Consider the following 18,932-nt stretch of genomic DNA (forward strand, 5'->3'; position numbering starts at 1 on the left):
ATTTTTAGTCCTCCGACAACCAGGTCTTAACCAGCATTGCCATTTCAGCAGGCTTATTGCGGATAAGTTCCTCAATAGTCTGACGCTCTGACAGATGCTCCTGCTCCTCCTGAGTCATTTCCTCAGGCTCTATCTCGCCATTCTCCAGCATAGCAGCACGGGCCTCCTCAGCACGCTGTCTCTCCAGCTCAGCCTCTTCCTCTGCCAAACGGGCAGCCTCGGCCTCAGCCTCCAGACGCTTCTTACGCTTCCAGTAGAAGTAACCAGCTATGCCGCCTATCAACAGCAGAATAGCTGCTACAATCAGGGCAATCTTCAAATTAGCTGCATCCTTGGCGGCCTGCTCCTCTGCTGCCTGTTTATCAGCAGCCTCAGTGCTGAATGGCAACGGCTCAACAGATACAGTATCACCACGGTCTGCGTTAATGCCCACAGCAGAAGCCACAGAACGCTGAATGCTTTCCTGCTGTGCCTGAGTAATATCCTCATTAACCAAAACCGCAATATTTACACGCTTAATAGAACCTGGAGAAGCCACTGTCTTTTCCTTGGCCTCATTAATCTCATAATTCTTGGTGCTTTCTTTCTTAGAGTAATTAGCATTGCTATTATTGTTCTGAGCCACATAGCCAGGTACATTGGACTGTACTCCAGCTGGGCCTCCTGGTGAATTGGAGGTGCCATTATAGGACTCATTAATAGTCTGCTCACTGCGAATGATACCAGAATCATCCACCACCGGTGTATAGGTCTGAGTATCAGTCTGACGCTGATCGAAATCCAGCTCCACATTTACCCGCACATAGGAATGTCCCACGCCTATGGCCTGATCCAGCATGGACTGTACGTCCTTCTGCATCCGTTCCTGAACCTTGCGAGTCATATCCAGTTGAGTCATGGTCTTGATGCTTACATTATCCTCATCCTCATCTGGATCATTGAGAATCTTGCCAGTTTCATCCACTACGGTAATATTCTCTGGCACCAATCCCTGTACACTGCGGGAAGCCAGATTCACAATACCCTTAACTTCCTTTTTATTCAGCTGCTGATTAGGCTTCAGCTTCAACATAATGGAAGCAGTAGCTGGCTTTTCATTCTTCTTGTACAGGCTGTCCTCTGGCAAAACAATATGTACTCTTGCCTTTTCTACAGCCTCAATCTGTTCAATAGTACGAGTCAGCTCACCCTGCAGGGCCTGCAGATAATTCACCTTGTTCTGGAATTCTGTTACCCCCAGCTTGCTATCATCGAATATTTCAAAGCCCTTGTTGCCCCGAGGCAATCCCTCGGTGGCCAGATTCAGTCTAGCCTCATGGACATTGGCCGAAGGCACCAGTATCGTGGTTCCCTGTTTGGTTTCCTGAACTTCATAATTTACCTTGGACTCCTTTAGCTTGGCAGCTACCTCGCCTGCGTCCTTGGTTTCCATATTAGTAAACAACGGTACCATATCTGGCTTGCTGCCTAGGGAAAAACTGGCAGCCAAAATAACTATCAGCAGCAGTACCACACCGCCGATAGCCATATAATGCTGCTTTTTTGTCAATCTGCCCCATAGCTGCAGATATTTTTCCTTTAAATCACCCATCACAAAATCCCCTTGCTATGCAGTATAAATCTCATCAATTACAAACTATCAAACCTGCATACGCATGATTTCCTGATAGGCCTCTACCGCTTTATTGCGTACGGCCAGTGTCAGCTGCAGAGCAATATCTGCCTTTTCCGCAGCAATCACTACCTGTGATATATCCTCAACCTGTCCTGCTGCCAGAGCCTTACTCATATTGTCTGACTCCTTCTGCAGGCTGTTTACCTCACCTAAAGCATTTTTCAGATATTCGCCAAAGGCCGGCACTGTCTGGGCTGGCTCGTCCTCACCCAAATGGCTTTCTGCCTGCATTTTCACCGGAGTCATCTGTAATGCTTCTATCTCCATTATTTCACCTCATTTATTACTTGCTGATATTCAATGCCTGCTGAGCCATACTCTTGGCTGCATTAATAGTCGTCACATTAGCCTCATAAGCTCTGGAAGCTGTAATCATATCAACCATCTCGGTAACAATATCCACATTAGGAAGCTCCACATAGCCATCTGCGTTAGCATCAGGATGACCAGGATCATAGACCAGCTTGCCCATGCTGTCATCAGTACCAATACCTATGGCTCTAACACCATCGCCGGCTCTGTTTTTGCCACCCTTATTCATTGCTCCATCCAGCATAGCTGAAAAACTGTTTTTCTCCGCCTCTCTTGGCTGAAAAATAACATATTTACGCTTGAAAGGGCCTCCATCCACAGTTCTTGTAGAGTTGACATTTGCTATATTATTGGATATTACATCCATTCTCAGACGCTCTGCTGTCAATCCAGAGGCTGCCGCGTCAATACCGCCAAACATACTCATTGCACTTTCTCCAATCTATATATCAGCTTATTTACTGCTTATGACATTCTTTACACCCTGAATATAGCCACCTAGCTTCTTGGCCATAGCGTTGTAGTAAATCTGATTCTTGGCCAAATCCGCCATTTCAAAATCAATATCTACATTATTGCCATCCACCCGCATGGTGGTAGTATCATCCAGATGAATTGCTGCCTTTGCCTTACTGCTCATAGCCTGCGGCAAATGCTTATCTCTGGTTCTCACCATTTTTAGCTTATTTTTATCCTCGCCCATACCCAATTCCTTGGCCAGCAAGGTTTCAAACACCACATCACTGCGCTTGAAATGGGGAGTATTAACGTTAGCAATATTGTTGCTAATAACCTCCTGACGAAGGTTAGCAGCCTCCATGCCACGCTGCATATAATTAAATGATGGTGAATTCAAAATCTGATCCAGCATGAATACCCACTTCCTCATCTTAAGTAAAATGTTCATATCTCCCTATATTTTAGCATTTTTTCTATAAATTAAGAAGTATTTTTTTCATAATAATTTCATATGGAAAAAAATAGTGCAAAAGTTGCAAATAAAAAGCTGTGATAAAACATTTTTTATACTTCATCACAGCCTAATTTTAGTTATTTATTTTTTCATGTACTTGCGAATGTACCATGCCAGCATTTCAGCAGGATTTACATCAGCTACAGATTGCTGCTGCTCCTCAGCATATACCTTGAAGCCTCTGTCAAAATCAATATCGGTTATATCCACCACATCTATATCCAGCCCGTCAATACCAGCACAAATCTGGTTGATTCTTTCTTTTATAGCTGCTGGATTATCGGCTACACCATGCTCCTCAGCATGCTGCTCCACATACTGCTTTACCAGTTTGCGGCCATATTCGGCAAAAATATCATCAATATGCATCTCTGTCTCTTGAGCCAGCTCCTCTACGCCGTTCCACAGATATTCATTGAGAACCTTAATATGGGTTCCCTTCATACCCTGGGATTTTGGCTCAACCACACCGGCAGATTCCAGCTTTCTCAAAGCATTAACAATAACAGAGCGGGTAATAGTCAGCATGTAAGCAATCTTAGAGGCATTAACCGGGCCATCCTTTCGCTTCAGCTTGCGGAAAATAGCAATGGTAGCCTGGCCCTCGGAGATAGACAATGTCCCCAAAGCCATGCGGACAGTTTCAATCTTCTGGCTCTCCTCCTGAGTACGGCGGGCTCTATCATGCAGCATCTCCATACCTACTACAGCAGCGCCATATTCTGCCAGCAGCAAATCATCATCAGAGAAATCCACATTGTATTTAGCCACTATCAAGGTGCCAATCCGCTCACCTACACCATAGATAGGTACAATAGTGGTATTTTTACCATCGAATTTGCACATGGTATTTTCCTCACCAAAAGCACAGGTGCCACTCTTGGAACGAAGGTTGGCAGAGGTTTCATCAATTTTCTTCAACCAGTTAACATAATGCTTGGGGAACCGGCCGGGCACAACTACATGCTCCAGCATAACATCGCATTCAAAATCATCCAAAAAAGCACAGCCATATATAAGGCCTGTTGTATCAACAATATAAATATTAGCATCTATAACATTGCTCAGTACGGTGGCCATTTCCTTATAGTCCACATTGTGAAAACGCTGAAGTACCCGGTTTATTTTTCTAGTACGCTCCAAAAGTGTTGACATATACACTTCCTCCTTCAATTCATTCTTATTACAATTTTATTTTTTTGTGTTAAAACTTTGTTCAATAGGCAGAATAAATTTCAATTTTCTTCCACTTCACTACATTGTATCATAAAAAAAGAAATAATCACAACTTTTTGTGATTATTTCTAAAAAAATTTACGAACTTATAAAAGTTATAGTATTTTTTTAATTGCTTCTGTTTTTGATACAGATAGGAATAATACTACAGAATAAACTGACTCAAATCATGATTTACCACAATATCCTCCAGAGCCTTGTTTACATATTCCGTATCCACCAGTACCTGCTTTTCCTCCATATCGGGAGCATTGAAGGACAACTCCTCCAAAAGCTTCTCCAGCAAAGTATGGAGACGGCGGGCACCAATGTTTTCATTCTGCTCATTTACATCACAGGCCAACTGAGCCAGACGGTCAATAGCCTCCTCCGCAAATTCCAGCTCAATGCCCTCTGTGCCAATCAAGGCCTTGTACTGCTTAATAAGAGCATTCTGAGGCTCTACCAAAATCCGCTTGAAATCCTCCTTTTTCAAGGATTTAAGTTCAACGCGAATTGGGAAACGTCCTTGCAACTCAGGAATCAAATCAGATGGCTTAGAGGTGTGGAAAGCACCCGCCGCAATAAAGAGAATATGGTCTGTCTTAACTGGGCCATATTTAGTCATAACAGTGGAGCCTTCTACGATAGGCAGAATATCTCTCTGAACGCCCTCTCTGGATACATCATGTCCACTGGTATTGCCACTAACAGCTACCTTGTCAATCTCATCCAGGAAAACAATACCGGTATTTTCAGCCAGCTTTACAGCAGTTTCCTGAATTTCCTCCATATCCACCAGCTTCATGGCTTCCTCCTGCTGGAACAGCTTGCGAGCCTGCTCCACAGTTACCTTCCGCTTCTTGTGGCGCTTTGGCATCATATTGCCAATCATATCCTGCAGATTATCTCCCATGCCCTCCAGGCTGGAGCCAGCAAACATACCTACCATTGGCTTGCTGGTATCCTCTACATCAATTTCAATAACCTTGTCCTCGTACTCACCAGCCTCCAGCTTTTTGCGGCACCATTCACGGCCGGCAGTATACTGCTTAGGCTCCTCAGTCTGGCTTTCCTCCTGCTCCTCATTATTGGCCAAATTGCCAAAAAGCTGACCAAATGGATTAGCAGATTTCTTTGGCTCTGGCACCAGCACATCCAGAATGCGCTCCTGGGCCATTTCCAAGGCCTTTTCCTGTACAGATTTAATTCTAGTCTGACGCACCATGCGGACAGCAGTCTCTGCCAAGTCACGAATGATAGACTCTACATCTCTGCCTACATAGCCCACCTCAGTAAACTTGGTAGCCTCTACCTTGATAAAAGGTGCATCCACCAGCTTGGCCAAACGGCGGGCAATTTCAGTTTTACCTACACCAGTAGAGCCAATCATAAGAATATTCTTCGGTACAATATCATCCTGCATGCTGATATTATCCAGCTGACGGCTGCGCCATCTGTTACGGAGAGCAATTGCCACAGCTCTCTTGGCTTCCTTCTGACCTACAATATATTTGTCCAGGGCCTCCACAATCTGCTTTGGTGTCTGTTCGTTCACTACTATTCCTCCTCTTGGAAATTATTCCAATTCTTCAACACGAATATTATGATTGGTAAATACACAAATATCTGCGGCTATCTTCATAGCCTCCACGCAAATATCTTTAGCCTCCATATCTGTATGCTCTGCCAAAGCACGAGCTGCAGACAAAGCATAGAAACCACCAGAGCCAATAGCACATACACCGCCATCAGGCTCAATAACCTCGCCGTTACCAGACAGCATGAGAATATTTTCTTCATCTGCCACCAGCAGCAAAGCCTCCAGCTTCCGCAGCACTCTATCTGTGCGCCAATCCTTGGCCATCTCTACTGAAGCCCGCTGCAAATTGCCATTGTAGGCCTCCAGTTTAGCCTCAAATTTCTCAAACAAGGAAAAGGCATCTGCCACAGATCCGGCAAAGCCGGCCAAAATCTTGCCATGATGCAGCTTTCTGATTTTTCTAGCTGTTGCCTTCATAATAGTGCTCTGGCCAAAGGTAACCTGGCCATCACCAGCAATAGCCACCTTGCCATTTTTTCTTACAGCCACAATCGTGGTAGCATGAAACTGATTTTCCATAATAAAACTCCTATTAAAGCTCGTATTTATTCTTAAACTCCTCCAGCATTACCAGCGCTCTCTCAGCAATCCGCTGCTTTTTCAGCTTTTTGTCTCTGATTTTCTCCTTGATAGGAGACATAATGCCAAAGTTTACATTCATAGGCTGAAAATGTCTAGCTGGAGCTGTAGTTATATAGTGACACAAGGAACCGTGGGCAGTTTCCGCAGGGAAAACTACCGGCTCCAAGCCCTGACACAATCTAGCAGCATTGATACCAGCCACCAGGCCGGAGGAGGCTGACTCTACATAGCCTTCCACCCCAGTCATCTGACCAGCAAAAAGCAAATTCTCTCTTCCGCCAAATTCCATAGTTGGCTTCATGGTTTCAGGAGAATTAATAAAGGTATTTCTATGCATAACGCCGTAGCGAACAAATTCCGCCTTTTCCAGGCCAGGAATTAACCCAAATACCCGTTTCTGCTCAGGCCATTTCAAATGTGTCTGAAAGCCCACAATGTTATACAAGGTTCCCTCTGCATTATCCTGCCGCAGCTGAACCACAGCATGGGCCAACTTGCCAGTATGAGGATTCACCAAGCCCACTGGCTTCAAGGGGCCAAAAAGCAGGGTATCCTCCCCTCGAGAGGCCATTTCCTCCACAGGCATACAGCCCTCAAAGAAAATTTCCTTTTCAAAGCTGTGGGTTTCTGCCTTTTCCGCATTAACCAGCTCCTGCCAGAAATGCTGATACTGTTCCTTGTCCATAGGGCAATTAATATAGGCCGCCTCTCCCTTATCATAGCGGGAAGCCTTCCAAGCCGTAGACATATCCACAGACTCCAAAGTAACAATAGGAGCTGCTGCATCGTAAAAATACAAATACTGCTGTCCCATAAGCTTGCCAATATCCTCAGCCAAGGCACCAGCTGTTAAAGGGCCGCTGGCTACAATAGTTACAGCATTCTCCTCATAAGGAATAGCCTCCACCTCCTGATGAATCACATTTATGAGAGGATGATTGCTAACCTTATCAGTAATATACTGACTAAAGCCTAAACGGTCTACTGCCAAAGCACCGCCTGCAGGAACCTTGGTGGCATCCGCTGCCTCCATTACTACTGAGCCAAGACGGCGCATTTCCTCCTTAAGGACACCTACAGCATTTTCCAAGCCAGCTCCCCGTAGAGAGTTGCTGCAAACCAACTCCCCAAATAGATCCGTCTTGTGAGCAGGAGTATTCTTAACAGGCCGCATTTCGTACAGATCCACAGGAATCCCTCGCTGGGCTGCCTGCCAAGCTGCTTCACTGCCAGCCAATCCTGCCCCTACAACTATAATTTTATTCATCAGATTTTTCTGCACTCTCTTTCTCCTTGGCCTTGGCAGCCTTCTCCCGCTGCTTGGCCAATTCCTTATTAATTGGATGGTTAATTCTAGTTTCGCAGTTATCGTTATTGCAATACAGCAAGGCCCTGCCATTACGATAAAAATGCTTCAGCTGCAAACCACCGCATTTTGGACATGGTTCCTTTTGGGGTACATCCCAGGTAACAAAATCGCACTCAGGATAATTCTTACAGCCAAAGAAATTTCTGCCTCGACGAGATTTGCGCTCCACAATGGTTCCATCGCATTTAGGACATTTAACGCCGGTATCCTTCAAAAGAGGCTTGGTATTTCTACACTCTGGGAAGCCAGGGCAGGCCAGGAATTTGCCAAATCGCCCCTGCTTCACCACCATCATGCGGCCGCAAAGCTCACACTGCACATCAGAAACCTCCACAGGCAGCTCTACATGACCAATAGCCTCCTCCGCCTTTTCCAATTCTTCGGCAAAGGGGCCATAGAAATCTGCCAACAGCTTGTCCTTATCCAACTGTCCCCCAGCAATACTATCCAGCTTGCTTTCCATAGTAGCGGTAAACTTCTCGTCCACAATATCCTTGAAGTATTCCTCCAACAGCTCCACTACCACAAAGCCCAGCTCAGTAGGCTGAAAAGCCTTGCTCACCCTGGCCACATAGCCACGGCCCAAAATAGTTTCAATAATTGGGGCATAGGTACTTGGACGACCAATGCCCTTTTCCTCCAGCAGCTTAACCAGAGAAGCATCATTGTATCTTGGAGGCGGCTCTGTAAAATGCTGCTTAGGTACTACCTTCATTAAACGAAGCTCATCACCCTCTGCCAGCTCCGGCAGGTTTACATCCTTGTCACTTTCATTTTCCGCCAGGATATATACCTTTTGGAAGCCTGCAAATTTCAACTGGGAGCCTCTAGCTGCTGCCACATAACCACCGTTGTTCAGCTTTACAGACAAGGTATCAAAAACAGCCGGTACCATCTGGCTAGCCACAAACCGCTGCCAAATAAGCTGATACAGGCGGAACTGATCCTTGTTAAGATATTTCTCAATAGTGGCTGGGGCATTAACTACACTGGTAGGCCTAATTGCCTCATGGGCATCCTGAGCCTTCTTGCCAGCAGCATAAACATTAGCCTGGGCGGGATAATACTCCTGACCATAGTTTTCTACAATATACGCCTTGGCCTCTGCCTGAGCCATTTCCGAAATACGGGTAGAATCAGTTCGCATATAGGTAATCAAACCAGACATTCCCTTACGGCCCAATTCAATACCTTCATAGAGCTGCTGGGCCACCATCATGGTTTTCCGGGAGGTAAACCCCAGCTTTCTTGCTGCGTCCTGCTGCAAGCTGGAGGTAGTAAAAGGAGCTGCTGCCTTACGGCTGCGCTGTCTTTTCTTAACCTCTGCCACTGACCAGATTCCCTCCGATACTGCTTCAGAAGCTCTATTAGCATCCCCTTCATTATAAAGGCCAAGTTTATAGCCTTTAATAGGTGGCAGCTCTTTACCTGCGGCATCTACACTTTTACTGCAGCTATTGGCAAAATCCTCAGCCAAAACTGTTAGCTCTGCATTAAACTGATTGCTTTTGCCCTTTTTCATCTTCATATCCACAGTCCAATATTCCTGGGATACAAAATCCTGAATCTGCTTCTCTCTATCGCAAATCAATCGTACCGTTACAGACTGCACCCGGCCAGCACTAAGCCCCTTGCGAACCTTGCGCCACAACAAAGGACTTAGCTTGTAGCCTACGATTCTATCCAGCATCCGGCGAGCCTGCTGAGCATCCACCATATCTATATTAATGGGATGGGGAGTCTTAATAGCTGCCTGAATCGCTGGCTTGGTAATCTCATTAAATACAATACGACAATGGGCACCCTCCTCAATATCGAAAAGATGGGACAAATGCCAGGCAATAGCCTCTCCTTCGCGGTCGGGATCGCTGGCCAGATAAACCTTATCCGCCTTGGCGGCTTCCTTCTTCAAGGATTTTATCAAATCACCCTTGCCCCGAATATTAATATATTTGGGAGCAAAGTTATTTTCTACATCAATACCAAATTGACTCTTAGGCAAATCCCGCAAATGCCCCATAGAGGCTCTAACTGTAAAACCCTTGCCCAAATATCTTTCTATGGTCTTGGCCTTGGTAGGAGACTCTACTAAAACCAAAGTGCCAATAGCAGATGTCTTTTTCTTGGCAGCAGTTTTCTTAGTAGTCGTTTTTTTTGCTGTAGTCTTTTTCACAGTTGTTTTTTTAGTAGCTGTTTTTGTATCAGTTGATTTTATTTCACTCACAAAACGCCCTCCTTCACAGTCCGCACGTATCGGCGAAGGTCATCCGATCGCGCCAATCCCTTTAGCTCCAGTTGTAACAATATAAACGCCGCATTGGCCACCTTGGTGCCATGCAGACGGTAAATTACTTCATCTACTGACAAAGGTTCTTCCACAGACAGAATTTGCAAAATTCTTTTTTCTGTCTCCGTTATTATAGCATGAGTTTTATTTTTTTCATCATTATTTTTAGTATTTGTATGTTTTTTTGCAAATTGTGGGTACTCCTCAATAATATCATGACTGTCAACTATTAGCTTCGCTCCCTGCTGAATCAACCGATGACACCCCTTGCTAACAGGGGAAAATACACTGCCTGGCACAGCAAAAACATCCCGCCCCTCACTAAGAGCCATTTCCGCTGTAATCAAAGAACCACTGCGTTGCGCAGCCTCTACCACCACTGTCCCTAGAGACATACCACTGATAATCCTATTACGGGCAGGAAAATTACCAGCTATAGGCTGAGCTCCAGGAAGATATTCAGAAATAATGGCTCCCCTTTCCTCAATCTGGGCTAGCAAATGTCTATTACTGGCAGGATAAACCACATCCACGCCACAGCCCAGCACCGCCTCTGTCGTGCCCTTCTGCAAGGCCCCCTCATGACAGCAGGCATCTACCCCTAGAGCTGCACCACTAACAACAGAGAAGCCTGCCTGAGCTAAGGAAGCTGATAACTGCTGAGCCACACTTCGTCCATAGGCACTAACCCGCCGCGCTCCAACCATAGCAATTCTAGGCAAATGATTTTGCAGACTTCCCTTATAAAAAAGCACCTCTGGTGGATTGGCTATTTCCTTCAATAACTCTGGATATGCTTCATTCTCTCTGATAACTAAATGAATATGCCTTTTATGACATATCTCCTCCAACTCCAAGGGCCAATCCGGCCTTTCCTTACGAGCCAAAAGAAATTCCTCCAGCACAGCCGGCCTTAGCAAACCTGTTTCAGCCAACTCCCCTGCCTGCACCTGCCAAACCTGCCTGCCACTGCCAAAATGGCTGACCAAACGCCGTATAATTGCTCCTCCCAGTTGCGAACATCCCTGCAGCACACCGAGATAAAATCTGTCCATATATTCACCCCTTAACCCTAAGCATAAAAGATTTAACCTGTCATATCCCTTATGCTATCTTACAATGTTTTAGATTAAAAGGCAATATCAACATAAAAAATAAAGCCATTAACAGCAAAACCATTAATAGCTTTATTTATATATAATATATTATTTTGCTTTCCGGGTAACCTCAACCTCAATATAATCTATAGGGCCAGTAAGAGTAGCATTGGCCTTTCTAGCCTTAACAGTAACCTCTGCCAAGGAAGTAAAATCTGCCAGAATAACATCTGCAATATGGCCAGCCAAGGCTCTCATGTGATGAAAACGCTTATTTTCCACATTTTCCTTAACTACAGCATAAATAGATGTGGAGTGTACGCCATCATTGGTTTCATCATCCTCCACCACACTGTCATCCTTAGTAACAGCCTCTACATCAAAATAAAACTTCTGTCCCAGCTCACGCTCGTATTCATAGGTTCCGTGAAAGCCATAAAACATCATATTTACTAATCTGATTTTTGCCATAATAACACCTCTCGTTTTGTCAATGCAATAAATTTCATAAACGGATCTTCCCTGCTATTTTGCATTGAAATCCTAAACTCCATACCACTTATCTATAATATCACAATCTATACGCAAAGTCACTTTGCTTTTTCAGCAATGCCTCCAATTCGCAAGCTATGGCCTTTAGTCCCCAGGGCTGTTCTTTCAATCTAGGAACAGCTCTTTGTAATTGAGCTGCATTAGCCAGAATAAGCACATCGGTATGGGTATCAGACAGATTCACTGTGCCTCTAGATACAGCCGCCTCAGCCCCTTGACTTAGCATAGTCTGTTTTAATATATTGGCCGCCCTGCTATCCACCTGTTTCAACCTAATAGGCATAAATAGCGCCTTAGGAGCCATCAGCTGAATACCTCTAGTGGTAACACCGATTTCTTCCATAAGCTTTACAGCATCCTGGTAACAGTCTATTTGACAAATTTGCATAATATCCCTCCTTGAATTATAATATCTATTATCTTCTATGTTATAGCATTTTCTATTATACAGGATTGGAGACAGAAAAACATGGGTGACCTGGTTTTATTTTTACTATGCATCATTATGATTGCCTATACCTTTTGGGATGACCTATTTACCAACTAATTGACACTACCATGCCTACAGGCAGGGGACAAGATTTTGACTAAAAGCTTTTCCTGAAAATAAGGCAAAAAAATAAGGGGCTGAAAAGCCCCTTTTAAATTGTGACATTACAGCACCCTACGTGCACCGATATAGCAGGACCCCCAATAACCACTATACAGAGAATCTATTGCTACACCTCTGCTGGAGGAAGCATTAATGAAATTGCCATCACCAAGATAGATACCTACATGGGATGGACCATACTCATAGGTAGAGAAAAATACCAGGTCACCTGGCACCAGCTCTGCTCTAGAGATTGGTGTACCTACCTCATACTGAGCATCTGCTGTACGTGGCAGATAGATACCAGCATTGGCAAATACATAGCGGACATAGCCGGAGCAGTCAAACCCACTAGGAGATGTTCCGCCGAATACATAAGGTACACCAATATAGTTCATGGAATTAGCTATAACTCTTCTGGAGATATAGTTAGAACCACGGCTTACCTCTGGCATGGAACGCCCCATCAGGGCGGCATAGGTGGTAGGACCTACCAAACCATCTGCATCCAAACCTCTGGAACTCTGGAAAGACTTGATAGCCTCTGCTGTGGCAGGACCGAAATCCCCGTCTGCTGCTACATCGTAGCCAAGACTTGCCAACTGTCCCTGAATTTCCGCTACCTCACTGCCCTGATCACCAATACGGAAAGCTGATGCAAAAGCAACCGTAGCAAAACAGGACACAAGAATCATGGATAGCACCAAAACACGCTTAAAACTACCCAAAAAGACACTCCTCTCTCTTTTCGCCTACGAGGTTAGCTGTCGGGTTAGGGTTGAGATATACCCTTTTCTACGGTCTTGCCGAAGCCGCCGCGTTTAAATTCACCCCAATAACCTTTATGTTCTCAATCTACTTTCAAATTGAGTCCACTAGAATTAATAATTTGGTTCCCCCGCTCCTGGGCTGGATTAGGCTTTCTATGTAACATAAAACCCATTCAAAAATATTATTCGACATATAGGAAAAAATTCCTGCTTTTTGCCGAATTTTATACAGAAAAATTATGAGTGGTCAATAAGCCGAGTTCTGTACCGCTTCCGCGGTGACAATCATTTATCTGGACTGCCAGTTGCCTGACAGCTCTAGCGACACACCCGGAAGGTCAGCGGGCCGCCTCGTATCCTTCCCTATTTGGTCTTGCTCCATGTGGGGTTTGTCAAGCCAACCAGTCACCTGGCTGCTGGTGTGCTCTTACCACGCCTTTCCATCCTTGCCGGCAGGCGAACCTGCTTAGGCGGTTTCCTTTTCTATGACACTTTCCCTAAGGTCACCCTCGCTGGACGTTATCCAGCACACTGCCCTGTGGAGCCCGGACTTTCCTCAAATACAGCTGGCAAGCCAGTGTATCAGCGATTGTCTTTCGCACTCATAACGGGTAATATTATATCATAATCAACTATTAGTGTCAAACATCGTACTCAATAAATGAAATTTATCATACAAATTTCCTTAAAATTTAACAAAATTCAAAGAAATCCTGAGAAATATTATCCGTGATAACCTCTAAGTCCTTCTTCATTTTGGCCGCTTCTGCGGTTAAATAATCTGCCAATACTTGTACCACAGGAAATTCTGTGCCAAAATGTCCTGCATCTATAAGGTTAATTCCCTGCTGCACAGCTCCCTGAGCCTCATGATATTTTACATCTCCAGTAAGATAAACATCTGCCCCCTTGAAGGCTGCCTTGGATACAAAATCAGCACCTGCACCGCTGCAAAGAGCCACTTTCCGCACTGGCTTATTGGAACCTCGTACAATTCGCACATGGCTAATATGCAAGCCTTTTTTTACATCCATAACAAATTCATCCAATGATTTTACCTGTGGCAAGTAGCCAATTCTCCCCAAGGAAAATCCCTTTTCTGCATCTGTTATCACAAAGGATTCTATTTTTTCCAAGCCTACAGCCTGGGCCAGTACATCATTTACACCACCCTCAGCAATATCCAGATTGGTGTGAGCCGCATAGACAGCTATATTATGGCTTAAAAGCATCTGAAACATTTTGCCATCATACAAATCTGTTCTTAGATGCCGTACTCCTTTGAAAATCATAGGGTGATGTGCCACAATCATATCCACTGATTCCTTAATGGCTGCCTCAACCACAGGAATACTTACATCCAAACAGGTCATCACCTTGTGTACCTCCTGCTGAGGAGAACCTGCCAAAAGACCGGGATTATCCCAGTCCTCAGCCATTTTTTTAGGGGCCAGCCTCTCCAGTATATCCATTACAGTCTGACATTTCATCATAGCAAACCCTCCAGCTCTGCGATTTCCGCCTCCATCTGCTGAATTCTTCCCCTATCAGGTTCTGCGCTTTTCTGCAGACCTGTTAATACCTTGTGACAGGAAATTAGATTGTTCTCCACATGCTTGGCAAATAGTTCTGGTCTTTTCTCCAAAAGCACAGGTCCCAGCTTCAAGGCTAATTCCGAAGGAATTTCTGCCTGTCCTCTCTCTGCCTTGATAATCTGATATACTCTGCCATCCACCTGAGCCAAAGCCTCATCAACAATATGCCAATTATGCTCATATAGCCATCTTCTCAGCAGGCTATAGGCATTCTGAGGCTGCAACACAAGACAGCTTAAGCCAGCCAGCACCTCTGGCTCTGCTGATAGAATATCGCTAATCAGCTTGCCTCCCATGCCAGCAATACATACAGTATCAGCTTCTCCCACAGCCAGCGCCTTTAGTCCATCCCCCTGCCGTACTTGAATACATTCTGTTAACCCAGCCTCAGCCAGTGTATGACTGGCTGCCTGGCAAGGGCCGGCATTTTTATCTGCTGCAATAACAGTTCTTCTCTTATCCCTTTTGTACAGCTCCATAGCCAAATAGCCATGATCTGTACCAATGTCCGCCACCTTACAATCAGCAGGCACAAATCCAGCCACCGCTTCCAATCTATCATCAAGAATCATCTATATCCTCCTTATCTAAACAAAAGGGCTGCCGTATCCTCACGACAGCCCTCATATATTTATTAGTCAAGAAAATCCTTCAGCTTTTTGCTTCTGCTTGGATGGCGCAGCTTCCGTAGGGCCTTGGCCTCAATCTGACGGATACGCTCTCTGGTTACACCAAAGCTCTGGCCAACCTCCTCCAAAGTTCTAGCCCGACCGTCCTTAATACCGAAACGCAGTTCTAGTACTTTCTTCTCTCTTTCGGTAAGAGTGGAAAGCACATCCGTCAGCTGCTCCTTCAGCAGCATATAAGAAGCTGCCTCTGCTGGTGCTGGTGCATCATGATCCTCAATAAAGTCTCCCAGATGAGAGTCCTCCTCCTCACCAATAGGAGTCTCCAGAGATACAGGCTCCTGAGCAATCTTCATGATTTCCCTTACCCTATCCACAGTAATCTCCATATCCTTGGCGATTTCCTCTGGGGTTGGTTCCCTGCCCAGCTGCTGCAGCAACTGTCTGGAAACGCGAATCAGCTTGTTAATTGTCTCTACCATATGAACTGGAATTCTAATGGTACGAGCCTGATCCGCAATGGCACGGGTAATAGCCTGACGAATCCACCAGGTAGCATAGGTACTAAACTTATAGCCCTTGGTGTAGTCAAACTTTTCTACAGCCTTAATCAGGCCAAGATTGCCCTCCTGAATCAAATCCAGGAACAGCATACCACGGCCTACATATCTCTTGGCAATACTTACTACCAGGCGGAGATTGGCCTCAGCCAGACGCTTCTGAGCCTCAGAACCATCCTCAATATCCAGCTTCAGCTGCTTCATTTCCTCCTCGGTAACAGTTACCAAAGGAATCTCCAGCTCCTCCAAATCAGCATTATACTGACGATGAGCCTTGCTGTCATAATCCTCTGGATTTTCTGTAATGCCATACTGCTCCTTCAGAGCATTGACAATGGCATCATTCCGCAGCATGGTAGCAGCTACAACGCTGTTATCCACACCCAGCTTTTTGCTTAGCTTGCCTACAGTCAGAATCTTGTCTGGATTTCTCTGATAAGCCTTGATATATTTATCTGCCTTAATCCGGCGTTCTGCCCGCACACCAGCCTCCATGCTGGTAGCCAGATGGATTTCTTCCTCGGCAGTCAGCAAAGGCACACGACCGATTTCCTTCAGATACATTCTAACTGGATCATCAATATTGATGCCCTCTGGAACGCTAAGGTCTACATCTGCTTCTACATCCTGCAGCTCCTCATCCTTTTCCAGATCCTCTGGAGTCAAATCTGCATCATCAGAAATATCTACACCATTCTTACCAAAATTCTCAAACAGAGCCTCTATTTCGTCTGGAGAAATATCCTGCTTCTGCAGGGCCTCAACAACCTCGCCATAGGTTAGAACGCCACCGTTGCGCTTTCCTTTTTCCAATAGGTCGGCAATAACCATACGGCTCTGCTTTACCTCATTGCCTGCCTCCTGGGCAACAGCCTGCTTTTTGATAGCTGTCTTTTTAGGTGCGCCACTGGATTTAGAGCTTCTCTTCTTTTCCTTGATATCAGCCATTGAGCATTCTCCCTTCCTCCAGCATACAAAATTCTAAACTGGTTATCACTTTATAATTCATCCATTTCGTTTTTTATTTTCTGACTAAGCTCCAATTCCTCCAGGAATTCTGAGCTTCCCTCCCGGCTAAGCTGCTCAGCTCGCAGCCGATGTATTTCAAACTGAGTTTTGAGATAATGTTTGCGCAGGAATCTGGTGCAATCCTGATATAGATCCATCATATCCTGACCGCCGGTATCCTCTACCATTGCTCTGGAAATTTCCTCTACTGACTCATCACCTAGACTGGCAAATTGCATTACATCAGATATAGTTGTACCTTGCTTGATAAAAATCGCCATTTGACGCAGAATACCAGCCTGAATGCTATCTGGTACTGCATCTATAGGCACCTGAGATACAAAATGCTCCAGCACTGCTGGCTCCTGCCAAATAGCGCGAATAATCACCCTGCCTGCTCTGCGATTGGCATCCTCATTCTGACGGCGCACCGCCCGTATAGCCTGCCTTTCGGCTCCCGGCTGATAACCTCCTTGATTGCGGCCACGGCGATTCAATTCGTCCCTCAGCTCGTTTTCTGCCACTCCCAGAAGCTGGGCAGCTCTAGCCACATAGGCATTGCGCTGAGCCATATTTCTAAGTCCTAGAAGCACTGGGATAATTTTGGACATGGCCTGCAATCTGCCTTCCAGACTGTTCAAATCCATATCCTTTACAATATATTGCAACTGAAACTCCACCATAGGCACAGCTCCCTTGATGACTGTCATGAAGGCCTCTGGCCCATGCTTTCTTATATATTCATCGGGATCTTTGCCATCAGGCATCTGCACCACCTTGATAATGGCGTTTTCCTGCTCCCGAGCTACTTGAATAGCCCGAAAGATGGCCTGCTGTCCAGCTGCATCGCTATCATAACAAAAATAAATCTGCGGAGCATACCGCAACAGCTTTTTACACTGTTCCTGGGTAAAGGCTGTACCCAGAGAAGCCACCACATTGTGGATACCTGCAGCATACACCGATATAACATCCATATAGCCCTCAACCACCAAGGCAAAGCCAGATTTTTCTATCTGACGATGTGCCTTGTCCAGGCCGAAAAGCAACTGCCTTTTGTTAAAAAGTATGGTTTCCTTGGAATTGAGATACTTGGCCTGCCTTTCCTGGGCAGCCTCTATGATTCTGCCCCCAAAGCCTACAATCCTGCCTCGCTCATCCCGAATAGGAATCATTACTCGATTGTGAAATCTGTCATACAGACTGCCATCAGGACGGCGCCTGGACAAATCACACTCCTCCAGCAGCTCTGGACTAATATCCCTCTGTACAAAGGCAGTGGATAGCTTATCCCAAGCATCTGGAGCAAAACCTAGCTGAAATTCCTTGATTGTCTCCTCATTAATCCCCCGCTGGTGAAAATATGCCAGTCCCTTTTGACCGTACCTGGTCATGGTAAGACAATTATGAAAGAAATTTCCTGCTAGCTGATTAACACGACGTAAATCTTCAATATGCTTCTCCCTGGCTATCTGAGCTGGGGACATTTTTTTCTGAGGCAATGGAATGTTCAGTTCCTCGGCAATTCTAGCCACAGCCTCATAATAGGGAATATTATCATATAAGGAAACAAATTTGAAAACATTGCCACCGGCATGACAGCCAAAGCAATAGAAGAAACCATCGTCCGGCTTTACGGAAAAGGATGGTGTCTTTTCATTGTGAAACGGACAACAGCCCCAATATCTGTCTCCCTTGCGTTTCAGCGCTACATAGCGGGAAATAACCTTGACAATATCTGCAGCTGAACGCACTTCCTCGGCAAATTCGCGAGTTATGATTCCATGCTCCGACATGGCAAAGCCTCCCACCTTTCCCTAAAAAGGCACAAATAGATTATCATATTGACTTATATTCTAGCAAAAAATCAAAAATCCTCTTTTTTTACAAAACTCTTTAAATAAATTTTGTCATTTTTTCATTTTAATCTAATATTACCATTTAGTCAACCACAATATACCCAAAACCGCCCCATTATTTATGTTTAATTATATCTGAAAAATTTCGCCTTCACAAAATCTCTCACATAAATTCTGATTTGTGGAGCCAACGACTTATTTGCATAATGGCATACATATACTCTTTACTGCGGCATGGCATATACCCTTACAGGCAC

Annotated in this window: 16 protein-coding genes, 1 other RNA gene, 1 pseudogene and 1 riboswitch; all 18 genes and pseudogenes read right to left on the minus strand. The window is 45.1% G+C overall.

Going from position 1 to position 18,932, the window contains the following annotated elements:
* Positions 1–4: 4 nt before the first annotated feature.
* Positions 5–1,591, minus strand: a complete 1,587-nt coding sequence (gene fliF / locus I6E26_RS02195; RefSeq protein ID WP_235320196.1) for a flagellar basal-body MS-ring/collar protein FliF — start codon at positions 1,589–1,591, stop codon at positions 5–7.
* Positions 1,592–1,639: 48 nt separating this feature from the next.
* A complete protein-coding gene (fliE, locus tag I6E26_RS02200) occupies positions 1,640–1,942 on the minus strand; it encodes a flagellar hook-basal body complex protein FliE (RefSeq protein WP_235320197.1) in 303 nt (100 codons plus the stop codon).
* Positions 1,943–1,958: 16 nt separating this feature from the next.
* Entirely contained in the window at positions 1,959–2,414 is a 456-nt protein-coding gene (gene flgC / locus I6E26_RS02205) for a flagellar basal body rod protein FlgC (RefSeq protein WP_235320198.1), read from the minus strand.
* A gap of 27 nt (positions 2,415–2,441) precedes the next feature.
* Entirely contained in the window at positions 2,442–2,858 is a 417-nt protein-coding gene (gene flgB / locus I6E26_RS02210) for a flagellar basal body rod protein FlgB (protein ID WP_235320199.1), read from the minus strand.
* 486 nt (positions 2,859–3,344) lie between these two features.
* Positions 3,345–4,115: pseudogene (gene codY / locus I6E26_RS02215) on the minus strand (GTP-sensing pleiotropic transcriptional regulator CodY); the annotation flags it as partial.
* 226 nt (positions 4,116–4,341) lie between these two features.
* Positions 4,342–5,739: an ATP-dependent protease ATPase subunit HslU gene (gene hslU, locus I6E26_RS02220; RefSeq protein ID WP_235320216.1), complete on the minus strand. Its 1,398-nt coding sequence runs from the start codon at positions 5,737–5,739 to the stop codon at positions 4,342–4,344.
* A gap of 15 nt (positions 5,740–5,754) precedes the next feature.
* The gene (hslV, locus tag I6E26_RS02225) at positions 5,755–6,297 is read right to left on the minus strand and encodes an ATP-dependent protease subunit HslV (protein ID WP_235320200.1); all 543 of its coding nucleotides are present in this window, start codon (positions 6,295–6,297) and stop codon (positions 5,755–5,757) included.
* Between the two features lie 13 nt (positions 6,298–6,310).
* Positions 6,311–7,627 carry a methylenetetrahydrofolate--tRNA-(uracil(54)-C(5))-methyltransferase (FADH(2)-oxidizing) TrmFO gene (trmFO, locus tag I6E26_RS02230; protein WP_235320201.1) on the minus strand — a complete coding sequence of 439 codons (1,317 nt, stop codon included), beginning with the start codon at positions 7,625–7,627 and terminating at the stop codon, positions 6,311–6,313.
* Positions 7,620–9,953, minus strand: coding sequence for a type I DNA topoisomerase (gene topA / locus I6E26_RS02235; protein WP_419179899.1), 2,334 nt, complete (start codon positions 9,951–9,953; stop codon positions 7,620–7,622). Before topA ends, trmFO begins: the two co-directional genes overlap by 8 nt.
* Positions 9,950–11,071 (minus strand): DNA-processing protein DprA, encoded by a 1,122-nt coding sequence (gene dprA / locus I6E26_RS02240; RefSeq protein ID WP_235320202.1) that lies wholly within the window; start codon positions 11,069–11,071, stop codon positions 9,950–9,952. Before dprA ends, topA begins: the two co-directional genes overlap by 4 nt.
* A 150-nt stretch (positions 11,072–11,221) precedes the next feature.
* A complete protein-coding gene (gene folB, locus I6E26_RS02245) occupies positions 11,222–11,584 on the minus strand; it encodes a dihydroneopterin aldolase (RefSeq protein ID WP_235320203.1) in 363 nt (120 codons plus the stop codon).
* A 100-nt stretch (positions 11,585–11,684) separates the two neighbouring features.
* Complete coding sequence (locus I6E26_RS02250) at positions 11,685–12,053, minus strand: dihydropteroate synthase (RefSeq protein ID WP_235320204.1); 369 nt, start codon at positions 12,051–12,053, stop codon at positions 11,685–11,687.
* Between the two features lie 266 nt (positions 12,054–12,319).
* Positions 12,320–12,952 carry a C40 family peptidase gene (locus I6E26_RS02255; protein ID WP_235320218.1) on the minus strand — a complete coding sequence of 211 codons (633 nt, stop codon included), beginning with the start codon at positions 12,950–12,952 and terminating at the stop codon, positions 12,320–12,322.
* A 38-nt stretch (positions 12,953–12,990) separates the two neighbouring features.
* A riboswitch (cyclic di-AMP (ydaO/yuaA leader) is annotated at positions 12,991–13,188 on the minus strand.
* 75 nt (positions 13,189–13,263) lie between these two features.
* An RNA gene (gene rnpB / locus I6E26_RS02260) (RNase P RNA component class A) lies at positions 13,264–13,632 on the minus strand.
* An 87-nt stretch (positions 13,633–13,719) separates the two neighbouring features.
* Positions 13,720–14,520, minus strand: coding sequence for a Nif3-like dinuclear metal center hexameric protein (locus I6E26_RS02265; RefSeq protein ID WP_235320205.1), 801 nt, complete (start codon positions 14,518–14,520; stop codon positions 13,720–13,722).
* Positions 14,517–15,194, minus strand: a complete 678-nt coding sequence (locus tag I6E26_RS02270; protein WP_235320206.1) for a tRNA (adenine(22)-N(1))-methyltransferase — start codon at positions 15,192–15,194, stop codon at positions 14,517–14,519. The genes I6E26_RS02265 and I6E26_RS02270 overlap by 4 nt, the downstream gene beginning before the upstream one ends.
* Before the next feature lie 62 nt (positions 15,195–15,256).
* Positions 15,257–16,756, minus strand: coding sequence for an RNA polymerase sigma factor RpoD (gene rpoD, locus I6E26_RS11360; RefSeq protein ID WP_419179900.1), 1,500 nt, complete (start codon positions 16,754–16,756; stop codon positions 15,257–15,259).
* 50 nt (positions 16,757–16,806) lie between these two features.
* Complete coding sequence (gene dnaG, locus I6E26_RS02290; protein WP_235320207.1) at positions 16,807–18,612, minus strand: DNA primase; 1,806 nt, start codon at positions 18,610–18,612, stop codon at positions 16,807–16,809.
* Positions 18,613–18,932 lie beyond the last annotated feature (320 nt).

The organism is Anaerovibrio lipolyticus (genome assembly GCF_021531495.1).
GTDB lineage: Bacteria > Bacillota > Negativicutes > Selenomonadales > Selenomonadaceae > Anaerovibrio.